This window comes from Enterobacter sp. AN-K1 (assembly GCF_020971765.1).
Taxonomy (GTDB): domain Bacteria; phylum Pseudomonadota; class Gammaproteobacteria; order Enterobacterales; family Enterobacteriaceae; genus Enterobacter; species Enterobacter hormaechei_C.
Window position 1 is genome coordinate 1,731,330 of sequence record NZ_CP087390.1, and the last position, 22,017, is coordinate 1,753,346.

General features: G+C 56.3%; 18 protein-coding genes. 7 read left to right on the forward strand and 11 right to left on the reverse strand.

Going from position 1 to position 22,017, the window contains the following annotated elements; translation table 11 throughout:
* Nucleotides 1-86: 86 nt before the first annotated feature.
* Genes aaeB through aaeX form a run of 3 tightly spaced genes read right to left on the reverse strand, consistent with a single transcriptional unit; the run spans nucleotide 87 to nucleotide 3,203 of the window.
* A complete protein-coding gene (aaeB, locus tag LOC22_RS08320; protein ID WP_003860418.1) occupies nucleotides 87-2,054 on the reverse strand; it encodes a p-hydroxybenzoic acid efflux pump subunit AaeB in 1,968 nt (655 codons plus the stop codon).
* A 5-nt stretch (nucleotides 2,055-2,059) separates the two neighbouring features.
* Complete coding sequence (gene aaeA, locus LOC22_RS08325) at nucleotides 2,060-2,992, reverse strand: p-hydroxybenzoic acid efflux pump subunit AaeA (RefSeq protein ID WP_017382713.1); 933 nt, start codon at nucleotides 2,990-2,992, stop codon at nucleotides 2,060-2,062.
* A 7-nt stretch (nucleotides 2,993-2,999) separates the two neighbouring features.
* The gene (gene aaeX / locus LOC22_RS08330) at nucleotides 3,000-3,203 is read right to left on the reverse strand and encodes a p-hydroxybenzoic acid efflux pump operon protein AaeX (RefSeq protein ID WP_003860416.1); all 204 of its coding nucleotides are present in this window, start codon (nucleotides 3,201-3,203) and stop codon (nucleotides 3,000-3,002) included.
* Nucleotides 3,204-3,382: 179 nt separating this feature from the next.
* Here aaeX and aaeR point away from each other — a divergent pair, with 179 nt between their 5' ends.
* Nucleotides 3,383-4,309, forward strand: coding sequence for an HTH-type transcriptional activator AaeR (aaeR, locus tag LOC22_RS08335; RefSeq protein ID WP_003860415.1), 927 nt, complete (start codon nucleotides 3,383-3,385; stop codon nucleotides 4,307-4,309).
* Between the two features lie 49 nt (nucleotides 4,310-4,358).
* Here the strand turns inward: aaeR and tldD are convergent, their stop codons facing one another.
* From tldD to csrD, 8 genes are all read right to left on the reverse strand, one after another.
* Nucleotides 4,359-5,804, reverse strand: a complete 1,446-nt coding sequence (tldD, locus tag LOC22_RS08340) for a metalloprotease TldD (protein WP_017382710.1) — start codon at nucleotides 5,802-5,804, stop codon at nucleotides 4,359-4,361.
* A gap of 83 nt (nucleotides 5,805-5,887) precedes the next feature.
* Nucleotides 5,888-9,694, reverse strand: coding sequence for an AsmA2 domain-containing protein YhdP (gene yhdP / locus LOC22_RS08345; protein ID WP_230239484.1), 3,807 nt, complete (start codon nucleotides 9,692-9,694; stop codon nucleotides 5,888-5,890).
* A gap of 42 nt (nucleotides 9,695-9,736) precedes the next feature.
* Entirely contained in the window at nucleotides 9,737-11,206 is a 1,470-nt protein-coding gene (rng, locus tag LOC22_RS08350; RefSeq protein WP_003860405.1) for a ribonuclease G, read from the reverse strand.
* A complete protein-coding gene (locus LOC22_RS08355) occupies nucleotides 11,196-11,789 on the reverse strand; it encodes a Maf family protein (RefSeq protein ID WP_003860403.1) in 594 nt (197 codons plus the stop codon). The genes rng and LOC22_RS08355 overlap by 11 nt, the downstream gene beginning before the upstream one ends.
* A 9-nt stretch (nucleotides 11,790-11,798) precedes the next feature.
* Nucleotides 11,799-12,287, reverse strand: a complete 489-nt coding sequence (mreD, locus tag LOC22_RS08360) for a rod shape-determining protein MreD (RefSeq protein WP_003860402.1) — start codon at nucleotides 12,285-12,287, stop codon at nucleotides 11,799-11,801.
* On the reverse strand, nucleotides 12,287-13,303 hold the full coding sequence (mreC, locus tag LOC22_RS08365; RefSeq protein WP_003860400.1) for a rod shape-determining protein MreC: 1,017 nt from the start codon (nucleotides 13,301-13,303) through the stop codon (nucleotides 12,287-12,289). The genes mreD and mreC overlap by 1 nt, the downstream gene beginning before the upstream one ends.
* A gap of 62 nt (nucleotides 13,304-13,365) precedes the next feature.
* Nucleotides 13,366-14,409: a rod shape-determining protein MreB gene (mreB, locus tag LOC22_RS08370; RefSeq protein WP_000913396.1), complete on the reverse strand. Its 1,044-nt coding sequence runs from the start codon at nucleotides 14,407-14,409 to the stop codon at nucleotides 13,366-13,368.
* A gap of 282 nt (nucleotides 14,410-14,691) precedes the next feature.
* Nucleotides 14,692-16,632: an RNase E specificity factor CsrD gene (gene csrD, locus LOC22_RS08375; RefSeq protein WP_032669091.1), complete on the reverse strand. Its 1,941-nt coding sequence runs from the start codon at nucleotides 16,630-16,632 to the stop codon at nucleotides 14,692-14,694.
* 183 nt (nucleotides 16,633-16,815) lie between these two features.
* Between csrD and LOC22_RS08380 the strand changes: the two genes are divergently transcribed.
* The 6 genes from LOC22_RS08380 to accC all read left to right on the forward strand — a co-directional run bounded on the left by LOC22_RS08380 (nucleotide 16,816) and on the right by accC (nucleotide 22,002).
* On the forward strand, nucleotides 16,816-17,790 hold the full coding sequence (locus LOC22_RS08380) for an MDR family oxidoreductase (RefSeq protein WP_230239485.1): 975 nt from the start codon (nucleotides 16,816-16,818) through the stop codon (nucleotides 17,788-17,790).
* A gap of 77 nt (nucleotides 17,791-17,867) precedes the next feature.
* A complete protein-coding gene (gene msrP, locus LOC22_RS08385; RefSeq protein ID WP_032626457.1) occupies nucleotides 17,868-18,869 on the forward strand; it encodes a protein-methionine-sulfoxide reductase catalytic subunit MsrP in 1,002 nt (333 codons plus the stop codon).
* Entirely contained in the window at nucleotides 18,870-19,469 is a 600-nt protein-coding gene (gene msrQ, locus LOC22_RS08390; protein ID WP_003860393.1) for a protein-methionine-sulfoxide reductase heme-binding subunit MsrQ, read from the forward strand.
* A 234-nt stretch (nucleotides 19,470-19,703) separates the two neighbouring features.
* On the forward strand, nucleotides 19,704-20,156 hold the full coding sequence (gene aroQ, locus LOC22_RS08395; RefSeq protein ID WP_015572017.1) for a type II 3-dehydroquinate dehydratase: 453 nt from the start codon (nucleotides 19,704-19,706) through the stop codon (nucleotides 20,154-20,156).
* A 21-nt stretch (nucleotides 20,157-20,177) separates the two neighbouring features.
* A complete protein-coding gene (gene accB, locus LOC22_RS08400; RefSeq protein ID WP_015572018.1) occupies nucleotides 20,178-20,642 on the forward strand; it encodes an acetyl-CoA carboxylase biotin carboxyl carrier protein in 465 nt (154 codons plus the stop codon).
* A gap of 10 nt (nucleotides 20,643-20,652) precedes the next feature.
* Nucleotides 20,653-22,002 (forward strand): acetyl-CoA carboxylase biotin carboxylase subunit, encoded by a 1,350-nt coding sequence (accC, locus tag LOC22_RS08405; RefSeq protein WP_003860388.1) that lies wholly within the window; start codon nucleotides 20,653-20,655, stop codon nucleotides 22,000-22,002.
* The last annotated feature ends 15 nt before the right edge of the window (nucleotides 22,003-22,017 follow it).

The window sequence follows — 22,017 nt, forward strand, 5'->3', positions numbered from 1 at the left end:
GTGTCCTCCCTTCCTGAATGTTTGAACCTGCAAGAATAAGTATAGCCACAAAAAAACCGACGCTTTTGGCGTCGGTTTTCTCTTCGTTAGCTGTCTGTCAGCGCATTCTGGTAGCGGTGCAGCATAAACACCAGCCGCTCTACCGGCTCGGTAACCTGCGGCGGCGCTTCCCAGATCCGCAGTTTCTCCTGGTAGATATCCAGCTCCTCCAGCAGTTGCTTAAAGTAGCGGCGACGTTTGTCATCACTCGATGCCGATATCACATGGTCCGCCGTTCGCCGTAGCTGGCGGTGGAAAGCGGACAAATCATCGTTGATCGGCACTGGCGCGTTCCGCAGACGCTGGTGCGCGATAATCATGGTTAACGCCAGGCGGAAGCGGGCGACATCGCCTGGGAATTTATTCAGCAACAGGAACAGCTGTTGATAGAGCGCCGGCAGGTGGTTCTCCTTGCGCCGCGCGGTGTTGGTAGTCAATGACGATACGGCGGCCGACACAAACTGATTCAGCAGCACACGCCCTGTCCGCGCCTGAGAGTTATCCCGCACCAGCAGGATCACCATCATCGCCAGGAAACAGCCCACCAGCTGACCTAATGCGCTATCCAGGAACTGGCTGAAATGGAAGGTCATCGGGTTATCCAGCACGATGATGTTAATCGTGCTCGCCAGCGCACCCAACGATCCCAGACGGCGTTTTTGTACCTCAATCCCGATAAAGAACGCCATCACCGCCAGGCTGATGCAGAGCAAAAGCATGCTTTGCTGCGTCGAGGGAATAATCACCAGGAAGTAGAGCGCACCAATGGGTAACGCCGCAATGGTGCCGTACAGAAAATCGATCGCGACCATGCGCGGGTTGGGCAGACGCATCGCCAGCGCGGTGACGACGGCAATCATCACCATCGCGCCGCTGCCGGACGTCCAGCCGGTCCACAGCCAGAACAGCGTGCCGAGTATACAAGCCAGGGTGGTACGCCAGAAATTAACCATCGCATGGTGGCGCTCGGCGGACTCCGGTTTGATCACCACTTCGCCCTGCAATACCTCTTCTTCCGCCGCACTGATTTTGGTGTTGCTAATCACGCCGCGTTTCAGGAGCAGGTAGCGCGTTGCGGCGCCTACCCAGGTATAAATGGTGACTGGCGTATCCCGTTCTCCTGTCCAGGCAATCACACGACGCATGCGTTTAAGCTGTCGATGCACGTCCTGCACCGTCTCCACGGGCTCATCAAACAGTTCGCGGAAAGTATCCGTTACCACTTCGGGGCGGGTGTTCTGAATCAGGTAGGTTTCACACGCCTGGGTGATCAGCGTTAACGAGACGGTATTGATCGCTTTCAGACGACGATTGGCCCGCTCCCAGCGGGAAGACTCCATGTTGAGATTACTGCGCATCCCTTCCAGCGCCTGCGTGCGGCGCACCAGCGCGCTCCAGGCCTTGTCGACCTCTTCGCTGTCGCCGTGCTTAATGCACAGCTGCATAAGCTGGTACTGAGCAACAATCAGCGCGTCCAGCTCACGATCGACTTCCTGCTTGATGGATCGCGGAGAGAAGAGCAGATCTGCGACAATCGCGCAGACGATACCAATGACAATCTCGCTACAACGTTCGACGGCGAACTGCGGAGCAAGCAGCGGTTCACTCTGAATGGTGATGATAATAATCAGCGCGGTATATCCCGCCAGGCCCCAGGCGTACGAGTTCTCCACCTTCACCAGCGAAGAGACCCAGGTGCAAAAACCCGCCCAGATACAGCACACAATCAGCATCAGCAGCGGCGTACGGATCATCAGGATGATAATGGTCAGAGCGGCGATACAGCCGATAAAGGTGCCGATAATACGCAGCATCCCGCGATAGCGAATTGCCCCGGAGTAAGGTTCGCCACCCGCCGCGAAGGCAGGACCGGCGGCGACGATCGCGGCGGTCAGAACGGCCCAGCGCGGTGTTTCAAGCTGGAAATGGAAGCCAACAAACAGCGCCAGCACAATGGCGCATGCCAGCTTCACGGCGAAGCGGATGTGCTGGCTGGCGATGGAAAAAATGCCCATAGCGATCAACCAAACTCGCGCAGGCGATGGGCGATTTGACGGAAGATAGAATCCTGGCTGGCATCACGGTCTTTTTCACCCGTGATCACCACCGTCGCGGTGGTGCCTGCGGGCCAGAGGTTGCTCTGCTGCTCATCCAGACGAATGCGTACCGGTACGCGCTGCGCCAGGCGAACCCACTCGAGGTTAGAATCGACGGTCGCCATCCCTTTTGTATCATTGGTACTGCTGGAGTTGGTCACCCCCGCGGCCACGCTGTCCACGGTTCCCTTCAGGACCCGGTTGCTGCCGAGCGGCGTGATTTCGGCGCGATAGCCCGGACGCACGCCTTCCAGCTTGGTCTCTTCCATATAGGCGAGGACGTAGAAGGAGTTCTGTTTCACCAGCGCCACGGCAGTTGAGCCGCGCGTGATAAACTCACCCGCATAGACGTTGAGGTTGGTCACCCAGCCATCGGACGGCGCGCGGATAACGGTACGTTCCAGATCGAGCTTCGCCAGATCGCGCGTCGCCTGCGCTTTTGCCAGCTGATGCAGCACGGTTTGCAGCACGTTATTGGACTGGTCAATCTCTTCCCGGGACATAGCCTGGATGCCCAGCTTGTTACGGCGTCCTGCTTCACGACGTTTTTCAGCGGCCAGCGCGTTGTAATACGCCACGTCGGCTTCCGCTTCTTCCAGCGCTTTTTGATAGCGCGGCTGGTCGATGGTGAACAGTACCTGATCTTTTTTCACCAGTTGGTTATCGTGGACGTTGACCGCCGTAATGAGACCGGCGACATCGGGCGCTATCGCGACCACCTCCGCGCTGAAACGCGCATCGCGCGTCCACGGGGATTCGGTGTAATAAACCCAGGCGCGAAAAATAGCGATGAACGCCAGGATGACCAGCGCCATAGTGATGGCAGTGCGGGAGATTTTTCTTGTTAGCGTTTTCACATCAACCTCAGACAAACATGCGCGATATTAAATAGAACAGGCAGCAATACAGCGCGGTATTGAACAATGCAGGATGCCAGACGAAATCATAAATCCCGGTAGGGACCAGCACCTTGCGCACCAGCCAGAAGATCGCCAGTGATAAAAGAAGCTCGAAAAATATCGGTGGGAACGACAAACCGAACACCACGATAACGGGAAACAGACTCATGTTGACCTTGATTAAAGAGAGTGCAGGTTACTGGATTTTTAAGCTCGCGCCGCCGCAGGAGAGCAAGAATTGCCGGGCGAGAGTGGCGCAGCCGTTATGTAATTAATAATATATTAACGTAACTGTTATGCTGTTATCTATCATATGTGATCTAAATCACTTTTAAGCCAGAGTGAATAATGGAACGTCTAAAACGCATGTCCGTCTTTGCGAAAGTGGTTGAGCAAGGCTCTTTTACCGCCGCAGCACGTCAGCTACAAATGAGCGTCTCATCCATTAGCCAGACAGTGTCAAAACTGGAAGATGAGCTCCAGGTGAAGCTGCTCAACCGCAGCACCCGCAGCATCGGGCTGACGGAAGCGGGTAAAATTTACTATCAGGGCTGCCGTCGAATGCTGCATGAGGTGCAGGATGTTCACGAGCAGCTCTATGCCTTTAACAACACGCCTATCGGCACGCTGCGTATCGGGTGTTCTTCAACTATGGCACAAAATGTTCTCGCTGCCATGACGGCGGAAATGCTGAAAGAGTATCCCGGTTTAACCGTTAATCTGGTAACGGGCATTCCGGCCCCGGATCTGATTGCCGATGGGTTAGACGTGGTGATCCGCGTTGGCGCGTTGCAGGACTCAAGCCTGTTCTCGCGTCGACTGGGCAGCATGCCGATGGTGGTCTGCGCGTCGAAAAGCTATCTGGCACAGTATGGCGTGCCGGAAAAACCTGCCGACCTGAGCAACCACTCGTGGCTGGAATACAGCGTTCGGCCAGATAACGAATTTGAATTGATCGCGCCGGAAGGGCTTTCCACTAAACTGCTGCCTGAAGGCCGCTTCGTAACCAACGATCCGATGACCATCTCACGCTGGCTGGTGGCCGGGGCCGGGATCGCCTACGTACCGCTGATGTGGGTGATCAACGAGATCAACAGCGGCGTGCTGGAGATCCTCTTCCCGCGCTACCAGTCCGATCCGCGTCCGGTGTACGCGCTCTATACCGAAAAGGACAAGCTGCCGCTGAAGGTGCAGGTCTGTATTAACTATCTGACGGACTATTTTGTGGAAGTGGCGGAGCTGTTTCAGGGCATGCGAGGCAGAAGGAAAGAGTAGGCTTTTCCCCTCTCCCCGTTGGGGAGAGGGTTAGAGTGCGGGGGAAAATTTACGCCGTGCCGCCCACCGTCAGATTATCCACTTTCAGCGTAGGCTGACCGACGCCCACAGGCAGGCTCTGGCCCTCTTTGCCGCAAACGCCCACGCCGTTATCCAGTTTCAGGTCGTTACCGACCATGGAAATCTGCTGCATGGCCTCAATGCCGGAGCCAATCAGGGTTGCGCCCTTCACCGCTTTGGTCACTTTGCCCTTCTCAATCAGATACGCCTCTGAGGTAGAGAAGACAAATTTGCCGGAGGTGATATCCACCTGACCGCCGCCAAAGTTTGGCGCGAAGATACCGTAATCAACGGATTCGATAATCTCCTGCGGCGTGGACTGGCCCGGCAGCATGTAAGTATTGGTCATGCGCGGCATCGGCAGATGTGCGTAGGATTCACGACGGCCGTTACCCGTCGGCGCAACGCCCATCAGGCGCGCGTTAAGCTTGTCCTGCATGTAGCCTTTCAGTACGCCGTTTTCGATCAGCACGTTGTACTGACCCGGCGTACCTTCATCGTCGATAGAAATCGAGCCGCGACGGTCGAGCATGGTGCCATCATCCACCACGGTACACAGCTCTGAGGAGACAAGCTGCCCCATCTGACCGCTGAATACGGACGTCCCGCGACGGTTGAAATCACCTTCCAGGCCGTGACCGACCGCTTCGTGCAGCAGCACGCCCGGCCAGCCTGCTCCCAGTACCACCGGCAACGTACCGGCGGGTGCAGCCACGGCAGACAGGTTGACCAGCGCCATGCGCACGGCTTCTTTTGCCCATGCATCTGCGCGGGCTTCGCCGTCGACATCGCCCAGGAACCAGTCATAGCCAAAACGACCGCCGCCACCGCTGGAGCCGCGCTCGCGCTTGCCGTCGTCTTCAACCTGCACGCTGATGGAAAGACGCACCAGCGGACGCACGTCGGCGGCCAGGGTACCGTCCGTCGCCGCCACCAGGATCAGTTCATAAACCCCGGTCAGGCTGGCAGAGACTTCCTGCACGCGTTTATCCGCCGCGCGAGCCACTTTGTCCACGCGACGCAGGATGTCCAGCTTCTCTTCGCGGCTCATGCTTTGCAGCGGGTCGATGCTGGTATAGAGCGCAGCGTGCTGCACTTCACCCAGCGTTTTCACCCGTCCGTCGCCCGTATCGCGCACAATGGTTCGCGCCGCCTGCGCGCTCTGCTCCAGCGCGGCCAGGCTTATCTGGTCTGCATAGGCAAAACCGGTTTTTTCGCCGCTGACGGCGCGCACGCCGACTCCCTGGTCAATGTTATAAGAGCCATCTTTAATGATGCTGTCTTCTAAAACCCAGGATTCGTGATAGCTCGACTGGAAATAGAGATCGCCGTAGTCGAGGCGGCGTTCGGTCAGTTGACCAAGAATGGAGAACAGGTCCTGATGGCTCAGGCCGTTCGCTGCGAGCAAATGTTCACTTACCAGGTTCAGACTCATCTATTGCTACTCGTTCGTTGCCGCCCGTGGCGGTATAAAGATCGTATTTATTGAGAGTGAGGCAATTACCTGCCCACGTCAAATCATTGCTGTGCTTCTTTGCGCGGCTGGCGCAGCACCTCATTAATCTGTGGTTTATCAACCGGCCCGGTGATGCGATAGCGCAGAATCGAGACTTTGCTCCAGAGCGGTCCCAGCACTTTACTGGCCGCAAACACCGCCGCCCCGACGATCGGATTGACCACAAAGGCTGCCGCAACGCCCACGCTTGCGGAAATCTCCGGCGCCACCACGGCTTCCATATCCAGCTCGCGGCGCACGAGATCCACTGACCCTTTCATCGCAATATCCGCTTCCAGGCCGTCCACCAGCGTGTCGTCGGTGTGCAGAACGCCGTCTTTGATCCACGCCGTGCTGCGAATGGAATCGTAGTAGAAACCTTCGCTGAAGGTGTCGCTAAAGTCGAAGCGCAGCTTGCGCAGCAGCGCGTCAAAACTCAGCAGACGCAGGATCTGCCCGGCGCGCCCCGTGCTCACATCGGCAATCTCCCCCTTACCGAAGTGGGTTTTCAGGATGCCGTTAAGCGAAGCTTCATCGGGTGTCCACGGCGCTGCGCGCCAGTGCAGATCGTAATTCACATCGAAGGACGATCCGCGAAGCGGCGTGCTAATGCCGAAGAAGTTAGCCGCGGCGTCCAGCTTGTTGCCTTTAATATCGCCCTTCAGCGAGGTGCGCTGTTCACCCGGTTTGTTCACCCATTCGCCAGCGGCAGTCATGCGGCCAAAGCCGGTATCCACCAGCCCGCCAGAGAGGCTCAGCGTATTGCCCTGAATAGCAAAATCACCGTCGATACGGCCATATTTTTGCCCCCACAGCCAGCACTCCGCACAGCGCAACTGGAGATCGGGCCAGCCGCTGAAATCCACGCGCGACGTCCCACTGCCACTGACAGGAGAAGTGCTTGTCGACTCTGCTTTAGACGCCGTAAAGGTCGGATTGTAATAGAGATAACGGATAGCCGCCTGCCATGGCGCGTGATCGCGCATGGTCAACGAACCGTTGATCTCACGCCCCTGCGCCTCGACCTTTGAGCCGTTTACCGTCGGCCGGGAGACAATACTCAGGTTGTTCCACTGCTGCCCGCCCAGCGTCAGCGCAGGCGTGCGCAAGGTAATGGACTGCGGGAACTGCGCCGTTTGGTCGACGTTTTGCCCGACACCTTTCTGGAACAGTGCCAGCCACTCTGCGCCATCCATCGGCGGGAGATTCAGTTCAACGCCCGCCTGCTCCGGCAGCGGCGGCGTGGTACGGCTGTCCGTCGTCCAGATCGCTCTGTCCAGCGTCAGCTTGCGGTTAAGCAGCCAGCGGCTGTTGAAGTGGTTTGTTCCACCAGCGTTTCCGGTTAAATCGAAGCTGTTAAGGTTGCCCGCAACCTTAACATTGACGGGCAATGCTTCACCGCTTTTCTTATTCAGCGGCGTGGGAAGTTGGCTGCTGAGGTTTTTCAGATCGCCCGTAATGTCGACGTTATAGCGCGCACCGGCATGATAAGGCAGGTCGATGGCGACCTTGCCATTCCATGACACCCCGCCGTCCACCGCATTCTCAATCGGCTTCGGCAGAACATCCATGCGTGACGGCTGCCAGTTCGCGTCCATATTGACCGCCACCTGGTAGGCTTTATCGCCCTCGGTGGTGGAGAAATCGATATTGACGGGTTGATTGAACCAGGTCGCTTTCAGCGGCTCACTTTTCAGCGTGCCGTTAACAAAGCTGAACTGACCGCTGAGGTTTTTCAGCGTGCTGTCCAGCGGCTTGATATAGAGGCTGTTGTTATTAAGGCTAACGTCGCCTTTGGCGGTGGTCATTTCACCGTCCAGCGGGATATCCAGATGTAAGCGAGCATTCACATCGCCATCTAACTGCAACTGCTGAAGGGTGGCTGCCAGGGAGTCATTCAGCGGCGTATCTTCAAAGTACGGGCCAACCGCTTTACCTGGCCCCTTAATATCCGCATCAATCAGCAGTTTCTCTTTGGAGTAATCCGGGATGTTTGCCGTCAGGTTGCTTGCCGTTACGCCGCCCAGCGCAACGCTGTCCGTCTTCATCCACAGGCCGTCATTCAGGAAGTTGAGTTCAATATCCAGATTCTTCAGCGCCGGCCAGTCCGGCTGGAAGGCATAGGTGGCGTTGCGTAGAGGCACCAGAACCTGGAACTGGCCTTCGTTGTGCTTATACGGGAACAGGTGCGGGTTGCCGCCGTAGACCAGCGTGGCGTTATCCGCCTGGCCGCCCTGAATAGCGCCGCTGAGATAGTCCACCAACGCTTTCCCCATCAGGTTTTCCGGGAAGTAGCGCCACGCCTGCGAACCGTCATCCGTGCTGATGCCCGCCAGAATACCCAACCACGGCTCATCGCCTTCAGGCTGTAGATAACGGAAATTACCGCGGGCATGTACCGCTTTGGCTTTCACATCGATATCGCGGCCATCGAGCTGAAAACCTTTGTCATTCTTCAGCCAGTTGAGGGTGGCATTTCCCTTTTCGATCTCCAGTGGCGCACGGAAGACCGTTTCGTACGGCATTTTCGCGTCCTGCATTTCTGCCGTCAGCCTGCCGTTTTCCACGCTTCCTTCCAGTTTACCGCTGAAGTGCTCGGCACCCGGCAGCAGTTTCCACTGTTTCCATGCGAGATTTTTCCATGCCGCCTGAAAACGCGTCTTTTCCGTAGCCTGGAGCGGAATATCCAGCGCCAGCCGGTTTATCTGCCCGCTCGGCTGCGTCGCCAGCCAGATTTCGCCCAGCTCCGGGGAGAGTTTTGCGGCCATTGAACGCAGCCCTTCGATCGCCGTCAGATCCAGGTTACTGGCGCGGATACGCAGCTCGTCGCTGCGTTTACCGTTTATCCCGCCGACGTCCTGCTCCGGCATCCACGCCAGCGTCAGCGCGCCGCGCGGCCAGGGTTTGTTATCCATGGAGATGCGCGTATCCGGTATAGCGAACTGCCAGCCGCCTTTATCCTGCGTCACGTGTGCGGTGAGGTTATCGACGGAAAGTTGATGCTGATGGTTTTCCCCTTTCCAGCTCGCGCCCCCCTGCTTAAGCCAGATATCGCCGCTGGCGAACGTCCCGTTCGTCAGGGTCATCCAGCCTTCCAGGCTGAAGCGCGCGGTCTCCAGCTGCATGTTCTGCTGTAGCCACTCACCGAGCCACGGCTTCACGTCCACGTCGTCCGCCTGTAGCCACACCCTGCCGTTGTTCAGCAAGCCATTGTCGTCACGCAGATCCATCCGCACCTGCATAACGCCGTGCTGCCCGTTCAGGCTGGAGAGATTCACCTGCCCCTCGGCGCGGTGGCGATCTTTCCCGTTTAACCAGGTCAGCTGTGGGATCGCCAGCTCAGCGCGCTGGCCGGAAAGAGTAATAAAGCTCACTTCGCTGTCGCGCAGATCGAAATGATCGAACTGCCGCAGGAACAGATCGCTGATACGGCTGGTTTCCAGCCCCCGATCGCTGTCGCCGCTTTGCAGCGGCGTGTTAGTCATCAGTTGAAGTTGCCAGAAGGTGAGATCGCGAAACTGCCAGCGCAAATGCAGCAGGCTTTGCCAGACATCCAGCGCCAGGGTGACGCGTTTGATTTTGAGGTGGCCGCCATCTTTCAGGCTGGCGCTGATATCCCGCGCATCAAGCGTCGGGCCAAAGTTCTGCCAGCTTGCCTCGATATGACTCACGTCCACCGGCAGGCCGGTGGCGGATTCGATTTTTGCCAGGATCTGCGGACGCCAGCTGTCCAGATGCGGCAAGGCGAGACGCAGCCCGCTCACGAGCAACGCGACAATCACGACCAGCGTTGCCCCTGTAAGCAGTAAAATCCCCGGCAATCGCCTCACGCGTCTCTCCTTGTCAGCCTTAAATCTCGCAGCGAACTGCGTTTACATCATGACGACGTCAAACTGCTCCTGGTTATAGAGCGGCTCAATTTGTACTTTTACCTGTTTGCCGACAAAGATTTCCACTTCTGCCAGCGCGTGCGACTCTTCCCCTTTCAGGGCCTCCGCCACCGCAGGGGAAGCATAGACCAGAAAACGGTCTGAGTCGTAGGCATGATGGACACGGACAATCTCACGCATGATCTCGTAGCAGACCGTCTCCACCGTCTTTACCGTTCCGCGTCCATGGCAGGTTGGACACTCATTACACAGGACATGTTCCACGCTTTCGCGGGTCCGTTTCCGGGTCATTTCCACCAGACCGAGCTGCGAGAAGCCATTGATGCTGGTTTTCACGCGGTCCTTACTCAGCGCCTGCTCCAGGGAGTGCAGCACGCGACGGCGGTGATCTTCATTGTTCATATCGATAAAGTCGATGATGATAATGCCGCCGAGATTACGCAGGCGAAGCTGGCGCGCGATGGCCTGCGTCGCTTCTATGTTGGTGTTGAAGATGGTGTCATCGAGGTTGCGATGGCCGACAAACGCGCCGGTGTTGATGTCGACGGTGGTCATCGCTTCGGTTTGATCGATGATCAGATAGCCACCCGATTTCAGCTCAACCTTACGCTCCAGCGCACGCTGGATTTCGTTTTCAACGTCATAAAGGTCAAATATCGGCTGACGTCCGGTGTAATGCTCCAGCAGCCCCGGCATTTCCGGGATGTACTCGGCGGTGAACTCCAGTAAGGCTTCGTACGTCAGACGGGAGTCCACGCGGATGCGGTCAAGCTGGGCGTCGGCGAAATCACGTAATACGCGCTGAGCGAGCGCCAGCTCACCGTACAGCCGGTAGCGGGTCTGGTTGCGTTTTTTACGCTCCATCACTTTGGTCCAGACGCGCTTCAGATAGGCCGCATCCGAGGCCAGATCTTCTTCGCTGATCCCTTCCGCCGCGGTACGGATAATAAACCCGCCCTGCTCGTCGCAGTAGGCGCTGACCACTTTTTTCAGGCGCTCACGCTCGCTTTCGCTCTCAATACGCTGTGACACGCCGACGTGCGACGCCCCCGGCATAAAGACCAGATAGCGTGAAGGCAGGGTGATGTCGGTGGTCAGACGCGCGCCTTTGGTGCCAAGCGGATCTTTTACCACCTGCACCATCAGATCCTGGCCCTGACGCACCAGCTCAGAGATGTCGCGCACGGCAAATTGCTTTTGCTCTTCGCCTGCCACACATTCGGTGTGCGGCATGATATCGGAGGCATGTAAAAACGCCGCCTTATCGAGCCCAATATCTACAAAAGCCGCCTGCATACCCGGCAGGACACGACTGACACGACCTTTGTAGATATTGCCTACGATTCCGCGTCGCGCTTCACGCTCAATATGAATTTCCTGGAGAATGCCACCATCAATGTAGGCCACACGGGTTTCCGATGGCGTTACGTTTACCAACAATTCAGCCGTCATAATTATCCCTTCCCTCACGCAGTGAGTTAAAATTGCTCAGCAACTCATACGTTTCCACCAGCGGTAAGCCGACTACGGCGTGATAGCTGCCATTTATCTTCCTGACAAAACAGCCACCCAACCCTTGAATACCGTATGCACCTGCTTTATCCATAGGTTCACCGCTGGCGATATAGCCGGCGATCTCCTCGTCGGTGAGGACTCTGAACGTCACTTCCGTTACCACAAGGCAATCCAGAACGTACTGGCTATCTGCCAGCGCTACCGCCGTCATCACCTGATGGGTTTGTCCGGACATATTACGCAGCATCCGCGCCGCATGGTCTGCGTCGCGGGGTTTCTCAAGCACCTCACCATTGAGAATAACGATGGTATCCGCACCCAGCACCGGTAAGTCACGCGGCACGCATGCCACGCCCGCCTGCGCTTTTTCACGCGCCAGACGAGAGACATACTGCTGAGCGCTTTCACCCTCAGCACGTTTTTCTTCGATACCGGTAACGATGCGTTCGAAGGAGACACCCAACTGCGCGAGCAGTTCCTGGCGACGCGGAGAACCGGAGGCAAGATACAAAGACGTCATAGAAACCTTTTATTGCACGGCAAACTGCTGGCGAATTTTACGCATCAGCAGGAACAGCCACGGCCAGAGCACACCGTTTACTACACTACTCCAGAACACTTCCGGTCGGAAAGAGACGTTGATCACTAAAAACTCTGCCCAGAAAACAACGATATCCGCAGCGAGCGACAACAACATCACTACCAGCGCCTGTTGCCAGAGCGCAAGGTTACGAAAGAGCTGGAATTTGAGTGCGACGAGATACGCAATAATGCTCATGGATAAGGCGCGGACGCCAAGCGTAGAGCCACTGATAAGATCCAGTATGGCACCCATCACAAAACCTGTGCCGACATTTACGCGGTGCGGCAGGGCAAGGATCCAGTAGAGCAAAATGAGCAATACCCAGTTTGGCCGGAAAACAAGAATGTCGTCCGGCCAGGGCATAATTTGCAGCAACAGTGCAACGAGGAATGAGAGCCAGATTACCCAGCGCCCCTGGCTACGATAACTGGCCACTACTGCCCTCCACCCGAGACTTGCGGCGGTGGGGGTGCATCCGGCAGCGGCTGCGTTAACCCCGTCGCCGGAGCCGGTACGGGTGCAGGTGGACCCATCGCATCCGGCGCAGGCAGCACCTGCGGCATCATCTGCATCAGGCGTTCGTTGGCCACGCGATGCACATCTTCCGGTGTCATCGGGTTAGCGCCGTTACGATCGGCGCCCCACAGCAGCAACAGGTAGCGCAAACGCTGCAAGCCGGCCGTTGGACGCGCCTGAATCACGGTGTAGGCACGCTGAGTGTCGAGCTTCACGGAAGAGACAACCGCAACCGGGTAGCCCTCAGGGAAACGACCGCCCAGACCGGACGTCACCAGCACGTCGCCCACGCGGATATCCGTGTTGGCAGGCAGGTGTTCCAGTTGCAGATCGTCCGTGCAGCCATTACCGGCGGCAATCACGCGAATATCGTTACGCAGCACCTGAATCGGCAGTGCATGGGTGGCATCGCAAATCAGCAACACGCGGCTGGTCAGTTTGGCAACCGCCACAACCTGGCCCACGACGCCCTTATCGCTGATGACAGGCTGACCTTCGTATACGCCGTTCACGCTGCCTTTATCAATCACCACCTGATCGCTGTACGGATCGTTTACGGTGGAGATCACCTGGGTGACCATTTTCTGTTCATCCTGGCGCAGCGGCGAGCCAAGCAGTTCGCGCAGACGGGCGTTTTCCTGCTTATATTGCCCCAGCATCAGCAGCTCGCTATTTTTCAGCAGCAGTTCCTGGCGTAACGCACGGTTTTCGAGTTCGAGCTGGTCACGCGATGAGAGCGTTTGCGACACGGAGTCGAGCAGTTCACGGGGACCATTTGAAATAAAGTAGAAAGGACTGACGGCGGTATCCATGTACGTTCGGATCTGACTGAACGTACCGAGGCGGCTATCGGCAATAATGACCCCGAGCGCAACCAGAACCGCCAGGATCAGGCGAAACTGTAGCGACGGGCCACGGCTAAAAATTGGCTTCATAGGCTATGCGTATTCTCGCGTCAGAGAGAAAGGGTAGCAAATTGCTACCCTCTCACACCCGACTACTCTTCGCTAAACAAGTCGCCGCCGTGCATGTCGATCATTTCCAGCGCCTTGCCACCACCACGGGCGACGCAAGTCAGTGGATCTTCTGCAACTACGACAGGAATACCTGTCTCTTCCATTAACAGGCGGTCGAGGTTACGCAGCAGCGCACCACCACCGGTCAGTACCATACCGCGCTCGGAGATATCGGAGGCCAGCTCTGGCGGGCACTGTTCCAGCGCAACCATCACCGCGCTCACGATGCCGGTCAGCGGCTCCTGCAACGCTTCCAGGATTTCGTTGGAGTTCAGGGTGAATCCGCGTGGCACGCCTTCCGCCAGGTTACGACCGCGAACTTCGATCTCGCGAACTTCATCACCCGGATAGGCAGAACCGATTTCGTGCTTGATGCGCTCTGCGGTCGCTTCACCGATCAGAGAGCCGTAGTTACGGCGAACGTAGTTGATGATGGCTTCGTCGAAACGGTCGCCGCCGATACGTACGGAGGAGGAGTACACTACGCCGTTCAGGGAGATGACGGCCACTTCAGTGGTACCGCCACCGATATCCACCACCATAGAACCGGTAGCCTCAGAAACCGGCAGACCCGCACCAATTGCCGCAGCCATCGGTTCTTCAATCAGGAACACTTCACGCGCACCGGCACCCTGAGCGGATTCACGGATCGCACGGCGTTCAACCTGGGTTGCGCCAACCGGCACACACACCAGCACGCGCGGGCTTGGGCGCATGAAGCTGTTGCTGTGAACCTGCTTGATGAAGTGCTGAAGCATTTTTTCGGTCACGAAGAAGTCAGCAATAACGCCGTCTTTCATAGGGCGGATCGCGGCGATGTTGCCCGGCGTACGGCCCAGCATCTGCTTCGCATCATGACCTACTGCGGCCACGCTTTTTGGCGAGCCGGCACGATCCTGACGAATGGCCACAACGGAAGGCTCATTCAATACGATGCCTTGTCCTTTTACATAAATAAGGGTATTCGCGGTACCCAGGTCAATGGACAGGTCATTGGAAAACATGCCACGAAATTTTTTCAACATACTAAGGGATAATCCTGAAAGCTGGGGCGGAAAACAAAATCCGCTTACTTTACCAACCACACGCAGCAGCGACAAGGCGCAAAAATCGTCTGCTACGGTGAAAATTAGTGCAGCACGTTTCCTTTGTTACAAATTCATCCCCTGAATCCCTCAGGGCTGAGTAAACAGCAGCGTCCCTCACTTTCACTTGTAACCCACTAAAGGTCGTTCACTGGCTTTTATGCTCGTCTTACTCAAAGCTACAGGCGCGATATTCTACGTGAAAACAAAGTAAACGGCAGGTCAAACAGAGTATCTTTGCAAATATTTTTTCACATTGGTGTCAAGCGGCTGAGAGGCGGCAAAAAAATCCCCCTGACCGCCCGTCACGCCGCGCTCTGTCAACATCTGCCATTCACTACGTGAACGTACGCCTGTGGCAAATACTTGCGTTTGCGTTCCTTTGCACGCTTCCACCAGGCTTTGTACCAGCAGCTGGTTTTCCGTGCGTTTTTCAATATTCCTTACCAGACCCGGATGCAGCTTCAATAATTCAACATCCAGCTCTTTGATCCAGCGGGTGCTCACCAGCGTCAAACCCGCCTGGGTTACCGCCACGCGAGCCCCAAGCGCATTGATTAAACGCACTACCGGGCGCAACCGGCTGATGTGTTGACCTACATCTGCCTCTGCAAGTTCAAAAATAATGCGTTTGCGTTGCGATTTTTCGCATTGCATTAACGTGTCACGTAACCAGCGCTGGAAACGCGGACGGATCAGCGATTCGACGGTCACCTGTAAAGCCAGATTTTCTTCAGGCCAGTACGATAAAAACGGAATGAGACGGGTGATTTGCTGACGGTCATACTCTTCGGACAATCCGAATTGCAACACCATGGGCAGATATTCCGCGGAGATAACCTCTTCAGTGCCATCAAAAATACGGCACATCAGCTCACGATGATGAACATGACCATTCTTCATGACCGCCGGTTTTTGATAGATGCGCGGTCCGCCCCGGCTCAGCATCTGTTCAATCAGGGTTCGCCAGCGCACGTTGCCACGCCCTTTCTCCGGCAGCGTATCATCATAGACTGCCCAGCCGTTCGCCCCCTGCAATACGGCGTTACGCGTGGCCGCTTCCGCATGTTCCATCACCTGCTCCGTCGACTGACCGCCGCGCCAGGCACAGATGCCCATATGCACCATATCGTCTCTGTCGAGCATTTTGCTCTGGGGCAGCGCATCGACGGCTTTCAGCAGCTGGCTGGCGATACTCTCGGACTCTTTTAAGGTGCGATGCGGCAGCAAGACGGCAAAATCGCTGCGGTGGTAGCGTGCCAGTAACGCGCCGGGGTAGCGCATAATAAAGGTGGACAGCAGGTTAATCAGCGTAAAGAGGTTCTCTTCCGCCACGCGCTGACCCCAGGTATCACGGAGCAGATCGAAGTCGGGCAGGCGAATCATCATTACCACGCCATGCGTACCCACCTTTTCGGGGTCATCAAGAAGCGTAGCCAGCTGATTATCAAAGAAGAGACGGTTGTTGAGGCCCGTTTTGTTATCCTGCGCGGCGTAAGAGCGAATCAACGTGTCCATACGGCTACGCTGATCGCTGGCAAACTGGATTTCGGAGAGCAACACGTCCAGGGCGCTACTGGTGCGTGATGGCCATTCATAAACCGATCCCCGCACCTGTGGACCCCGTTCGCCATTCAGTATCCGCACGGAGCGTGTTTCCAGCAGCTCCTGGCCGGAAAGTTGACGACGCTGCCAGCGAACGGCGAGGAAAATCAGCAGTACGATAAAGGCAACGGCGATGGTTAAGGGCGCGGTGGTCATAAGCGAGCGTAAATAGTTGCTCATCGGATCCTGGTACATTAGATGAATTGTCATACCCGGATGTTTAAGTGAATTAACCGTGACGTCCCGATACTGATCTACCGTGCCGGCAGGACGATAGCTGCCCTGGCGGGTATGGCTGAAAACGGTCTGCTTCCCCTGTTTAATGTCGATCTGCACGATATCCACAGGCACCATTAACTCATCCAGCTCACGCGAAAGCGCCGGGAAGGAGGTTGCAATCAGGCGAGTGTCGATAACCGATGCAACCGATTCAACCCGGTTAACCAGCTTATCCTGGATGGCATTGTAAAAGCTCAGCGAGCAGCCGATTAGCGTGACAAATATGGTCAGCCCCGTCAGCAAGGTGATAAAAGCTGAGAACTTCGTCGTTAATCGCATCCTTGAGATTGCTCCGTGGGTTGAAGGGGGTGCAAGTGAGCACTAACTTGCATTTCAAATGCGGCATACTACCAAACCTGGCGTATCTGGCAATTTATTGCGTTAAATCGGCACTGCGTTTCATTGAGCGAGTATAGTCATCAGAACATATTTTCCCATCATCAAACCTAGTGAGGACCCAGTATGCAGGCTTTGATCTTAGAACAGCAGGACGGCAAAACCGTTGCCTCAGTGCAAGCCATCGAGGAGAGCCGCCTGCCGGAGGGCGACGTGACCGTAGATATCGACTGGTCCAGCCTGAACTATAAGGATGCGCTGGCCATTACGGGAAAAGGTAAAATCATCCGAAATTTCCCGATGGTGCCAGGAATCGACTTTGCAGGCCGCGTACATACCAGTGAAGATCCACGTTTTCACGCCGGACAGCAGGTGCTGCTCACCGGCTGGGGCGTAGGTGAAAACCACTGGGGCGGACTGGCAGCGCAGGCGCGCGTAAAAGGTGACTGGCTGGTCCCGATGCCGAAAGGCCTGGACGGTCGTAAGGCGATGATCATCGGCACGGCAGGTTTCACCGCCATGCTGTGCGTGATGGCCCTGGAAGAGGCCGGGATCCGTCCTGAGTCGGGCGAAATTGTCGTCACCGGCGCCAGCGGCGGCGTGGGCAGCACGGCCGTCACGCTGCTGCACAAGCTGGGGTATCAGGTCGCCGCCGTCTCTGGCCGCGAAAGTACGCATGATTATCTACGTCAGCTGGGCGCAAGCCGCATTCTGAGCCGCGACGAATTCGCCGAGACCCGCCCGCTGGAAAAACAGGTCTGGGCTGGCGCAGTAGATACCGTCGGCGACAAAGTGCTGGCGAAGGTGCTGGCGCAAATGAATTACGGCGGCTGCGTGGCGGCCTGTGGTCTGGCGGGTGGTTTTGCCCTGCCGACGACGGTGATGCCATTTATTCTGCGTAACGTGCGTCTTCAGGGTGTCGATTCGGTCATGGCCCCAGCCGAGCGGCGGGCTGAGGCCTGGGAACGTCTGGTGCAGGATCTGCCAGCCTCATTCTATGAGCAGAGCGCCACTGAGATTACCCTGAGCCAGGCGCCAGAGTTCGCCAGTAAAATCATGGACAACCAGTTCCACGGTCGTGCGCTGGTTAAAATCGCCTAATCTTCAAATTTTCGTGACATATTCGCGCTAACCCTCCTCCTCCGTCATGCTTAGAAAAACGCCTGACGGAGGATGCCATGAAAACCCGAAAACTGACGGAAGCCGACGTAACGTCTGAATCTGTCTTTATGCTACAGCGCCGCCAGATCCTGAAAATGCTTGGCATCAGCGCCACCGCCCTGACGCTCACCCCTGCGGCTCATGCCGATCTACTCGACTGGTTTAAGGGCAACGATCGCCCGAAAGCCCCCTCCGGCGCACCGCTTAACTTCACGAAACCGGCGCAGTGGCAGAATAAACTGACGCTAACGCCGGAAGACAAAGTCACCGGCTATAACAACTTCTATGAGTTTGGTCTTGATAAGGCCGATCCTGCCGCCAACGCCGGGAGCATGAAAACCGATCCCTGGACGCTGAAGATAGATGGCGAGGTGGCAAAACCGCTGACGCTTGATCATCATGACCTCACCACCCGCTTCCCCCTTGAAGAACGCATTTACCGTATGCGCTGTGTGGAAGCCTGGTCGATGGTGGTGCCGTGGGTAGGTTTCCCTTTGCACAAACTGCTGGCGCTGGTTGAGCCCACCAGCAACGCGAAGTATGTTTCCTTCCAGACGCGCTATGCTCCGGACGAGATGCCAGGCCAGAAGGATCGGTTTATCGGCGGCGGGCTGGAGTATCCCTACGTTGAAGGTTTACGTCTCGACGAAGCCATGCATCCGCTTACGCTGCTCACCGTCGGGGTTTACGGCAAAGCGCTGCCGCCGCAAAACGGGGCGCCCATTCGCCTGACCGTACCGTGGAAATACGGTTTCAAGGGCATCAAATCGATCGTCAGCATTAAGCTCACCCGTGAACGCCCCCCCACCACCTGGAACCTGGCAGCGCCTGACGAGTATGGTTTTTTTGCCAACGTTAACCCGCACGTTGACCATCCGCGCTGGTCGCAGGCGACGGAACGTTTTATCGGCTCCGGCGGCGCGCTGGATGTTAAACGCCAGCCAACGCTGCTGTTTAACGGCTATGCGGATGAGGTGGCATCCCTCTACCGTGGGCTGAATTTACGGGAGAACTTCTAAGTGCGTTTAACGGCAAAGCAGATAACCTGGCTGAAGGTACTCCTGCATTTAGCAGGATTGCTCCCCTTTATCTGGCTCTTCTGGGCAGCCAGCCAGGGACAGTTCAGTGCCGATCCGGCGAAAGATATTCAGCATTTTACGGGTCGGATGGCTCTGAAATTTTTGCTGGCGACCTTGCTCGTCTCACCGCTGGCGCGCTACGCTAAACAGCCATTATTGATACGCACCCGTCGGCTTTTAGGGCTATGGTGTTTTGCCTGGGCGACGCTGCATCTCACCAGCTACGCCCTGCTGGAACTGGGCATTAACAACCTGGCACTCCTTGGCAGCGAACTGGTGACGCGTCCCTATCTGACGCTGGGTATCGTAAGCTGGCTGGTTTTACTGGCGCTGACGCTGACATCCACGCAGTATGCACAGCGAAAACTGGGTCGACGCTGGCAACTGCTGCACAACTTCGTCTATCTTGTCGCGATCCTCGCCCCGATTCATTACCTGTGGTCGGTGAAGATTTTATCCCCTCAGCCGGTCATCTACGCCCTGCTGGCCCTGGCCCTTTTAGCGTGGCGTTACAAGAAGTTCCGCCAGTGGTTGCGATAGTTCACGAAACTGTGCGTTTTCCCGCAGATTATTTATCAACCGCGAATCTTTTTCGGATAGCGGTTGATAATCTTCCCTGATAAGACCAGTATTTAGCTGCCAAATGCTACGAAATCGTTATAATGTGCGACTTCGGTTTTCCGGACAGGGGTTTTAGGCCTCTGAAAGGGTGACAATTGCGCTTTGAGGGTATATGTTGTTTTTTACCCGAAAATCGCAGGAGATAGCGGCACAATGGCTGACAAATTCCAAATTTTAGTATTGAACGGTCCGAACCTGAACATGCTCGGCACCCGTGAGCCAGAGAAGTACGGCACGCTGACATTGAGCGAAATTGTTAACCGTCTGAGTACGGAAGCAGCCCCGCTGAATGTGGATTTGGACCATTTTCAGTCAAACGCGGAGTACGCAATCATCGACCGTATTCATCAGGCTAAAGACACTGTGGACTATATCCTGATCAATCCGGCCGCGTTTACGCACACCAGTGTTGCTATACGCGACGCACTGCTCGCGGTGAGTATCCCGTTTATCGAGATCCACCTGAGTAACGTGCACGCCCGAGAGCCGTTCCGCCACCATTCCTACCTGTCAGATATCGCCGCTGGCGTGATTTGTGGGCTGGGTGCAGACGGCTATTCATACGCTTTACAGACAGCGGTAAAACGCTTGTCACAATCACACTAAACAAGAGTACGGAACCCACTCATGGATATTCGTAAGATTAAAAAACTGATCGAGCTGGTTGAAGAATCAGGCATCTCCGAACTGGAAATTTCTGAAGGCGAAGAGTCTGTACGCATCAGCCGTGCAGCCCCGGCCGCTAGCTTCCCGGTAATGCAGCAAGCTTACGCTGCGCCAGTGCAGCAGCCTGCGCTCTCCGCAGCCGTTGCACCAGTGGCAGCAGAAGCGGCACCTGCGGCTGCAACAGAAATCAGTGGTCACATCGTACGTTCCCCAATGGTTGGTACTTTCTACCGCACCCCGAGCCCGGACGCGAAGGCGTTCATCGAAGTGGGTCAGAAAGTCAACGTAGGCGATACCCTGTGCATCGTTGAAGCCATGAAAATGATGAACCAGATCGAAGCAGACAAATCAGGTACTGTGAAAGCGATCCTGGTCGAAAGTGGTCAGCCGGTAGAATTTGACGAGCCGCTGGTCGTCATCGAGTAACGAGGCGAACATGCTGGATAAAATTGTTATCGCCAACCGTGGCGAGATTGCACTGCGTATTCTTCGTGCCTGTAAAGAACTGGGCATCAAGACCGTGGCCGTGCACTCAAGCGCGGATCGCGATTTAAAACACGTATTGCTGGCGGATGAGACGGTCTGTATCGGTCCGGCTCCGTCCGTAAAAAGCTATCTGAACATCCCGGCGATCATCAGCGCCGCCGAAATCACTGGCGCGGTCGCGATTCACCCGGGTTATGGTTTCCTCTCTGAGAACGCCAACTTTGCTGAGCAGGTTGAACGCTCTGGCTTTATCTTCATTGGCCCGAAAGCCGACACCATTCGCCTGATGGGTGACAAAGTGTCTGCCATCACCGCGATGAAAAAAGCCGGCGTGCCAACCGTACCGGGCTCTGACGGCCCGCTGACCGACGATATGGATGCTAATCGCGCCCATGCTAAACGCATTGGCTATCCGGTGATCATCAAAGCGTCCGGCGGCGGCGGCGGTCGCGGTATGCGCGTTGTACGCAGCGATGCTGAACTGGCGCAGTCCATCTCCATGACCAAAGCGGAAGCGAAAGCGGCTTTCAGTAATGACATGGTGTACATGGAAAAATACCTGGAAAACCCACGCCACATCGAAATTCAGGTGCTGGCTGACGGTCAGGGCAACGCGATCTATCTGGCAGAACGTGACTGCTCCATGCAGCGTCGTCACCAGAAAGTGGTCGAAGAAGCGCCAGCGCCGGGCATTACGCCTGAACTGCGTCGCTACATCGGTGAGCGTTGCGCCAAAGCGTGTGTCGATATCGGCTATCGCGGGGCGGGTACCTTTGAGTTCCTGTTCGAAAACGGCGAGTTCTACTTCATTGAGATGAACACCCGTATTCAGGTTGAACACCCGGTTACCGAAATGATCACCGGCGTAGACCTGATCAAAGAACAGCTGCGTATCGCAGCCGGTCAGCCGCTGTCCATCAAACAGGAAGAAGTTGTGGTTAAAGGCCATGCGGTAGAGTGCCGTATCAACGCCGAAGACCCGAATACCTTCCTGCCAAGCCCGGGTAAAATCACGCGTTTCCACGCGCCGGGTGGCTTTGGTGTGCGCTGGGAGTCCCATATCTACGCCGGTTACACCGTACCGCCGTATTATGACTCAATGATCGGTAAGCTGATCTGCTACGGCGAAAACCGTGACGTGGCCATTGCCCGCATGAAGAACGCCCTTCAGGAGCTGATCATCGACGGGATCAAAACCAACGTTGATCTCCAGATGCGCATTATGAGCGACGAGCACTTCCAGAATGGTGGGACTAACATCCACTACCTGGAGAAAAAACTCGGTCTGAACGAGAAGTAAGAGACCAGTGTTGCT